General features: G+C 70.2%; 5 protein-coding genes. 3 read left to right on the top strand and 2 right to left on the bottom strand.

The genetic code is table 11. The features are described 5' to 3' along the window. Positions 1–129: 129 nt before the first annotated feature. Together ACWIHT_RS38620 and ACWIHT_RS38615 are read right to left on the bottom strand one after the other, a co-directional pair. Complete coding sequence (locus tag ACWIHT_RS38620; RefSeq protein ID WP_456173180.1) at positions 130–1,743, bottom strand: NADH-ubiquinone oxidoreductase-F iron-sulfur binding region domain-containing protein; 1,614 nt, start codon at positions 1,741–1,743, stop codon at positions 130–132. Beyond that, a complete protein-coding gene (locus tag ACWIHT_RS38615) occupies positions 1,740–3,032 on the bottom strand; it encodes a cytochrome b/b6 domain-containing protein (protein WP_456173179.1) in 1,293 nt (430 codons plus the stop codon). Before ACWIHT_RS38615 ends, ACWIHT_RS38620 begins: the two co-directional genes overlap by 4 nt. 430 nt (positions 3,033–3,462) lie before the next feature. Here ACWIHT_RS38615 and leuS point away from each other — a divergent pair, with 430 nt between their 5' ends. The 3 genes from leuS to ACWIHT_RS38600 all read left to right on the top strand — a co-directional run bounded on the left by leuS (position 3,463) and on the right by ACWIHT_RS38600 (position 8,200). Continuing rightward, positions 3,463–6,351 (top strand): leucine--tRNA ligase, encoded by a 2,889-nt coding sequence (gene leuS / locus ACWIHT_RS38610; protein WP_456173178.1) that lies wholly within the window; start codon positions 3,463–3,465, stop codon positions 6,349–6,351. A gap of 163 nt (positions 6,352–6,514) precedes the next feature. Next, positions 6,515–7,246, top strand: coding sequence for a hypothetical protein (locus ACWIHT_RS38605; RefSeq protein ID WP_456173177.1), 732 nt, complete (start codon positions 6,515–6,517; stop codon positions 7,244–7,246). A gap of 108 nt (positions 7,247–7,354) precedes the next feature. Then, entirely contained in the window at positions 7,355–8,200 is an 846-nt protein-coding gene (locus tag ACWIHT_RS38600; RefSeq protein ID WP_456173176.1) for a DegV family protein, read from the top strand. Positions 8,201–8,303: the final 103 nt, after the last annotated feature.

Genomic DNA, 8,303 nt, shown 5'->3' with positions numbered 1-8,303 from the left:
GAGAACCACCGCCTCGACGCTCTTGCGGCCCGCCTCGGTCCAGTACACGTCGTCGAGGTAGAGGATCAGCGCGAACTCGTCCAGCGGGCCGCCCCTTCTTGAGAAGAGGGCGGCCCGCCGTCCGTGTGCTCAGCGGCCCAGTGCCCGCCGGCCGCGGCCCTGGGAGAGGACCGGCAGGTTGCGCGCGGGCCCCTTGTCCCGTGCCGTCTCCTCCTCCAGGCGGAGGGCCAGCGCCGGGCAACGGCGCACCGCGCGGAGCGCCTTCGCCTCCGCGTAACGCGGCACCTGGGCCTGCGCGACGGTGGGGAAGCCGTCCGCGCCGAGTTCGAAGACCTCCGGGAGGATGTCCGCGCACAGACCGTGGCCCCGGCACAGCGTCCAGTCGACGTAGATCTTCTGACGGCTGGGACCGTTGTCCTCGGCCTCCGCGCCGCTCGTGATGCCCGCGGGGAGCTGGCCGCCCTCGAAGAGCGGCAGAACGCCCTCCACGGGCCTTCCGCAGCCGTTTCCGAGGACGTGGGCGGCGAGGTCGTCCGTGAACGCCTTGATGGTCGATTCCAGGAACATCGCCGAGCCGTCCGGGTGCGAGCACGCACCGCGCCGCTTCACGGCCTTGGCGACCTGCTTCAGCGCCTCCAGGGCGGCCGGGCCGCCGCCGTTGAGGATGTCCTCCATGCCGCGCGCGGCGGCGGGCAGACCGAGGTAGCAGGGACCGCACTGTCCCGCGCTCTCGTCGGCCAGCCACTGGGCCACGCGCAGTGACTCGCCCAGGGGGCAGGTCTCCTGGGTGATCGGCATGATGGCGCCCGCGCCGAGCGCACCGCCCACCGCGTCAAGGGAGTTGCGGGAGACGATCGCCTCGTTGACCGTCGCCGCGTCGATCCACTTGCCGTGGTAACCGCCCGTCAGCACCCCCTGGGGGACCGGCGGGGCGCCGGCCAGCTGAAGGACGTAGCGCAGCGGCACACCCGTGGGGACCTCCAGCACCATGGGGCGCGCGACGGCCCCGGAGACCGTGAGCATGACGGTGCCGGGCTCGTCGTAGAGGCCGGTGTTGCCGTAGCGCTCGGGGCCGATGCGGGCGGCGATGGCGAGTTGGGCGAACGTCTCGGCGTTCGAGAGCAGGGTCGGGGCGCCGCCGACGCCGTTCTGGGAGGCGCTGACCTTGCGGCCGGGCGGGATCGCCGGGCCGCCGTCGATCGAGCGGATCAGCGACGCGGCGGCACCGGTGACCATGCGGACCGGGTTGCGCTGGACGAACGCCTTCAGTGCCGAGCGGCGGGTGTTGCTCAGGCCGCGCTCGGCGAGAGCCTGCTCCATGGAGCGCTGCGTCGACTCACGGGTGACCCCCACCACGAGCGTGCGGGCACCCAGGGCCTCGGCGACCAGCAGGGCGCCGTCCAGGATGAGGTGCGGGGCACGGTTGATGAGCACCGTGTCCTTGCGGCAGGCCGGTTCGTCCTCACTGCCGTTGACGACGACGACCGGCCGTACACCGCGTTTGATCGCTGCCTCGGCGACCGAACGCAGCTTCTTGTGGAAGGGGAAACCCGCGCCGCCGCGGCCCTTCAGGTTGATGGCCTCGGAGAGCTTCGCGAGCTGCTCCCCGCCCATCGGTTCGAGCGGCCCGTGCACCTTGAGGTGCATGGGCAGGTCAAGTCTCTCGACAAGGTCGAAGCCCGATGTGAGCTGAGGAAGCCCGACGACGCGGACTTCTGGGACGTCGGGCAGGGCCTCGTTCACCTATAGCCTCCGGAAGGCGTGTTCCAAGGTTCGCCCGAGCCGCCCTGCGCGTCGAAGTCGTACGAAGCGTTGGGCGTTTGATCGGTGGCGGGACCGCTGTTGTACGTGTCACCAGGGTTGTACGTACCGGAGGTGCCGTTCGACTCACCGGTGGGGTACACGTATCCGTCGCCGTACCCGCCGGCGCCCGCATTGTTGTTGTATGTCGGGATGTTGTAGCCGGTGTCCTGGAGCGGGTCGTAGGCCGACGGCGGCGCCTCGCCGACCGGCGGCGGCGACGGGACCGGCCAGGTTCCGGAGGTGCTGCCGCCGTTGTCCGCGCGCGGGGTCTGGTCGGTGACGTACGGCATCTGGCCGGTGGACTCCGGCGTGGCGGTGCGGTAGGCGGCCGCGAAGCCGTTGGTGTCGGCGACCGGGGTCATGGACCTCGTCTCGTACTGCGCGGCGGCCGGGTCCACGCGCGGCATCGACCCGGTCTCGGTGAACGAGGGCTGCCGCGCGGCGCGCCGGCCCTCGGCCGGACGCCGGCTCTCGAAGCCCGGCAGCGCGGACTCGCCCACGCGGCCCCGGCTCGCGTCGAGTTCGTCGAGACCCGGCCGCTCCTCGTTGCCCAGGAGCATGGCGATCCTGTCGGCGAACTTGCGCTTGAACGGGCGGGGCGCCGAGCGCAGGGCGAGGGCCGCGGCGACCCCGACCAGGCACAGCTCGTACGAGATCATGAAGAACGGCTTCGCCGCGCGGCCCGCGAACAGACCGTGGACCAGCGCCGCGCACCAGGCCGGGTAGGCCAGCATGTGCATCGCGCGCCAGCGGGCGGCCACCGGCGCCGGCGACGCGAACTGGTTGCGCAGGGCGCCGGTGATGCCCACGAAGATCATGAGCAGGCCGGCCAGGGAGCCGAGGCCGATGAGCCCGGCGCTGCCCTTCACGCCGAGGCTGAACGGGATCAGCGCGGCGATCAGGACGGTGTGGTCGAGCGCCAGCTTGACCGTGATGTGAATCACGAGGAACGCGATCGAGCCGACGGCGGTCACCCGGTGGATGCCCTGGGCCACGATCCGCTGGCGGATGTTGAGGACGACCCGGTCCTGGGCGACGAGCCCCCAGATCACCGAGCAGGTCAGGGAGACGAGGCAGAGGACGCCTGCGCCGAAGTTGAGGAAGTCCTGTACCTGGCTGCCTCCGGCCAGCACGAACACGGGTATGAAGATCAGGACGACGAGGCTCACCACGCCATAGGCCGAACGGCCCGGCTTGGGGAGCGAACTGGTACTACGACGAGCGTTCATGGGGGCAACTCCGAGCAGTATCGGGAAAGCGGTCCCGCTGCCGAACTCTAAGTGGCTCCATACCGGTGGGTACGAGGTTTGAGTTATTGCGTTGTTATCAAACGACAATGCGCTTGCTGCGATGTCCCGTAGTGGGTGGTACGCGAAGGTAGTCCTTGAACTTGGTTCAGTGTTGGTCGGTGTGGTCAGGGTGCCAAGGGTGATACGGAAGCGCGTCGCGTTGTGCTCAAGCGCTGCGGTACCCTCATGCCATGCGTGCCGTACGCCTTCTGCTTAGCGAGCCGCGCTGATCAGTCCCGACCACCGGTGAGCGGTGAGGTCGGAATCGGCGCGGCGTCCCCTCCTGTGCGAGGGGATTTTTCGTTTGGTGAATATCACAGCCCGAACGACGCAGCCGCTGGCAGAGACGATCGATGGAGCTTTGAGGATCATGAGCGAGACGAACCCCGCTGCCGCCGCCGAGGTGGTCGCGCCGCACCGCTACACGGCCGCCATGGCCGCGGACATCGAGGCACGCTGGCAGGACTTCTGGGACGCCGAGGGCACCTACGAGGCCCCGAACCCGAGCGGTGACCTGGCCGGAGACCCCGAACTGGCCGCCCGCCCCAAGAAGTTCATCATGGACATGTTCCCGTACCCCTCCGGTGCGGGCCTGCACGTCGGCCACCCCCTGGGCTACATCGCGACCGATGTGTTCGCCCGGTTCCAGCGGATGACCGGTCACAACGTGCTGCACACCCTGGGCTTCGACGCCTTCGGCCTGCCCGCCGAGCAGTACGCCGTGCAGACCGGCACGCACCCGCGCGTGTCCACCGAGGCCAACATCGAGAACATGAAGGTCCAGCTGCGCGCCCTGGGCCTGGGTCATGACAAGCGCCGGTCGTTCGCCACGATCGACCCGGAGTACTACAAGTGGACCCAGTGGATCTTCGTTCAGATCTTCAACTCCTGGTACGACGACGAGGCCGACAAGGCCCGCCCGATCGCCGAGCTGATCGCCCAGTTCGAGTCCGGTGAGCGCGCCGTACCGGGCCACACGCGCGCGTGGCCGGACCTGACCGCCACCGAACGAGCCGACGTCCTGGGCGAGTTCCGCCTGGCGTACGCCTCCGAAGCGCCGGTCAACTGGTGCCCCGGCCTGGGCACCGTCCTGGCCAACGAGGAGGTCACCGCCGACGGCCGCTCCGAGCGCGGCAACTTCCCCGTCTTCAAGGCCAAGCTGCGCCAGTGGAACATGCGCATCACCGCCTACGCCGACCGGCTGCTGTCCGACCTGGAGGAGCTGGACTGGCCCGAGGCCATCAAGCTGCAACAGCGCAACTGGATCGGCCGCTCCGAGGGCGCCCGCGTCGACTTCCCCGTCGACGGCGAGAACATCACCGTCTTCACCACCCGCCCCGACACCCTGTTCGGCGCGACCTACATGGTGCTGGCGCCCGAACACCCTCTGGTCGACAAGTTCACCCCGGCCACCTGGCCCGAGGGCACCCACGACGTGTGGACCGGCTCGCACGCCACCCCCGGGGAGGCCGTCGCCGCCTACCGCGCGCAGGCCGGCACCAAGTCCGACGTCGAGCGGCAGGCCGAGGCCAAGGACAAGACCGGTGTCTTCACCGGCGCGTTCGCCACCAACCCGGTCAACGGCGACCGCATCCCCGTCTTCATCGCCGACTACGTGCTGATGGGCTACGGCACCGGCGCGATCATGGCCGTCCCCGCGGGCGACCAGCGCGACTTCGACTTCGCGCGCGCCTTCGAGCTGCCGATCACCTGCATCGTCGAGCCCACCGACGGCCGCGGCACCGACACGTCCACCTGGGAGAACGCCTTCGGGTCCTACGACGCGAAGATCATCAACTCCTCGAACGACGACATCTCCCTGGACGGCCTGCCCGTCGCCGAGGCCAAGGCCCGCATCACCGAGTGGCTGGCCCGCAAGGGCATCGGCGAGGGAACCGTCAACTTCCGCCTGCGCGACTGGCTGTTCAGCCGCCAGCGCTACTGGGGCGAGCCCTTCCCGATCGTCTACGACGAGGACGGCGTCGCCCACTCGCTGCCCGAGTCGATGCTGCCCCTGGAGCTGCCGGAGGTCGAGGACTACTCCCCGCGCACCTTCGACCCGGACGACGCCGACACGTCCCCGGAGACACCCCTGTCCCGCAACGAGGACTGGGTCTTCGTCACCCTCGACCTGGGCGACGGACGAGGCCCCCGGAAGTACCGCCGCGAGACCAACACCATGCCCAACTGGGCCGGTTCCTGCTGGTACGAACTGCGCTACCTGGACCCGCACAACGACCAGAAGCTGGTCGACCCGGCCATCGAGCAGTACTGGATGGGCCCCCGCGCGGGCATGCCCCACGGCGGCGTCGACCTGTACGTCGGCGGCGCCGAGCACGCCGTACTGCACCTGCTGTACGCCCGGTTCTGGTCCAAGGTGCTGTTCGATCTGGGCCACATCTCGTCCCCGGAGCCGTTCCACAAGCTGTTCAACCAGGGCATGATCCAGGCCTACGTCTACCGGGACGGCCGCGGCTTCCCGGTGCCGGCCGCCGAGGTCGAGGAGCGCGACGGCGCCCACTACTACCAGGGCGAGAAAGTCTCCCGGCTGCTGGGCAAGATGGGCAAGTCCCTGAAGAACGCGGTCACTCCGGACGAGATCTGCGACGAGTACGGCGCCGACACCCTGCGCCTGTACGAGATGGCCATGGGCCCCCTGGACGTGTCCCGACCGTGGGACACGCGCGCGGTGGTGGGCCAGTACCGACTGCTCCAGCGGCTGTGGCGCAACGTCGTCGACGAGACGACCGGCGAGGTCACCGTCGTCGACGTCCCGGACGCCGACATCCCCGTGGAGACGCTGCGTGCCCTGCACAAGGCGATCGACGGCGTCCGCCAGGACCTGCACGGGCTGCGCTTCAACACCGCCATCGCCAAGATCACCGAGCTGAACAACCAGCTGACCAAGGCGGGCGGCGCGGTGCCGCGCTCCGTCGCCGAGTCCCTGGTCCTGCTGATCGCCCCGCTGGCCCCGCACGTCGCCGAGGAACTGTGGCGCAAGCTGGGCCGCACCGACACGGTGGTCCACCAGGACTTCCCCGTGGCCGACCCGGCGTACGTCGTGGACGAGAGCGTGACCTGCGTCGTGCAGATCAAGGGCAAGGTCAAGGCACGCCTGGAGGTCCCGCCGACGATCTCCGACGCCGAGCTGGAAAAGGTCGCGCTGGCCGACGAGAAGGTCGTCGCCGCGCTGGAGGGCGCGGGCATCCGCAAGGTCATCGTGCGGGCGCCGAAGCTGGTCAACATCGTTCCGGCGTAGTCCTTCGGCGCTCCACCGCGGTCCTTCGACGGGGGCGCGGTGAGCGCCTCGGGGTAGTCCCCTACGGGCAGGTTCGGGGTTCTTTTGGAACTCCGGGCCTGCCCTTTGCGTTTACCGTTGAAGAGCGGCGCGGCGTGTGCCGCCCGGAGCCGGTGGAGGAGCGTTGGAAGCCGTGATCGCAGTCTTCGCCCTTCTCTTCCTGCTGTTCGTGGTCGCGGGCGGCTATGCGGCGGTGAAGGCGGTCGGCGCGGCCAAGCGAGGCGTCGACCGTACGGTCGCGCAGGCCCGGCGCTCGGTCGAGGACCACACCCTGCGCGCCAAGTCCCTCGCCCAGCCCGGCCCGCAGGGACAGGTGGCCCAACTCCGGCTCGCGCTGCGCACATCGATGCGTGCGACCCAGGACGCGCTGCGCGCGGGAGCGACCGAGGACGAGTCACTCAAGGAGTCCCTCGGCCTCTTCGAGCGCCTCAGCGCCCACGGCCGTGAACTCGACGGCGAACTCAAACGCCTGGAGTCCGAGCCGGACCGCAGAATGCTCGCCGAGCGACTGCCCGCCCTGCGCGAGCGCACCGAGCGCATCACGACATCCGCCGACTCGCTGCGCTGGGCCGCCCGCGACCGCGCCGGCCGCTTCGCGGAGGACGACCTCGACGCGCTCAGCGCCCAGATAGACGTGGAGGCAGGAGCCCTGCGGCACTGGACGAAGTCGGAGCACGCACCACCCCCATGGCCCGACGCCCCGGCCGCCGACGCCACGACGGCCCACCAGACATGGCCCGAGACCCCGCGCTCCCGCCCCGCCACCGAGGAGCCCGCACCCTCCGCCATCACCCCGCCGGCCCGGCGACCCAGTTACCCCTGGCAGAAGAAACCCCGCCCCGAGAGCACGACTTGACCGGGCGGCACCGCCCGAGCGTGCGGCACGGTGTGATCCGGCCGGTTCCGGCCCAGGTGAAAGGGGTCGGGCTGCCGCCCGGCCGCTACGGCAGGTAACCTCCAGCTCATGTCCCGCCATGTCGCGATCGTCACCGATTCAACGGCCTACCTGCCGCCGCTGACGATGGAGCGCCACGGCATCACAGCAGTGCCGCTGACCGTGGTCCTCGGCGACCGGGCACTCGAAGAGGGCACCGAGATCTCGACCCGTTCCCTGGCCCAGGCCTTGCAGAAGCGACGCCCGGTCACCACCTCACGCCCCAGCCCCCAGCTCTTCGCCGAGACCTACCGCAAGGTCGCCGAGTCCGGCGCCACCGGCATCGTCTCCCTCCACCTCTCCGCCGAACTCTCGGGCACCTACGACGCGGCCGTCCTCGCGGCCCGCGAGGCACCGGTACCGGTCCGGGTCGTGGACACCGGCATGATCGCGATGGCGCTCGGCTTCTGCGCACTCGCCGCGGCCGAGACCGCGGAGGCGGGCGGCACGATCGACGAGGCGGTCACGGCCGCGGAGAAACGGGCCGCGGGCACCTCCGCCTACTTCTACGTCGACACCCTCGACTATCTGCGCCGGGGCGGCCGTATCGGCGCCGCACAGGCCCTGCTGGGCTCCGCGCTCGCCGTGAAGCCGCTGCTCCAGCTGGAGGGCGGGCGCATCGAACCTCTGGAGAAGGTCCGGACGGCGTCGAAGGCGATCGCCCGCCTTGAGGAGATCGTTGCCGAGCGGGCGGGCAGCGCGCAGGTCGACATCGCCGTCCACCATCTTTCCGCACCTGAGCGCGCGGAGGCCCTCGCGGAGCGCCTTCGGGTACGGGTGCCCGGCCTGGCCGACCTCCATGTGAGCGAGGTCGGGGCGGTGATCGGGGCGCACACCGGGCCTGGGCTGTTGGGGGCTGTGGTTTCGCCGCGCTGACGGCTGACGGCTGACGGCTGACGGTTGGTGGCTTACGGCTGGCGTCTGTGGCGTGCGTAGCTTTTCGCCGGGACCGGTCACTCGTGCGGGTGACTGAGTTATC

Source organism: Streptomyces sp. NPDC002276 (assembly GCF_053891435.1).
The sequence above is the reverse complement of the archived record's forward strand: the minus strand, read 5'-3'. Positions and strand labels throughout refer to the sequence as shown.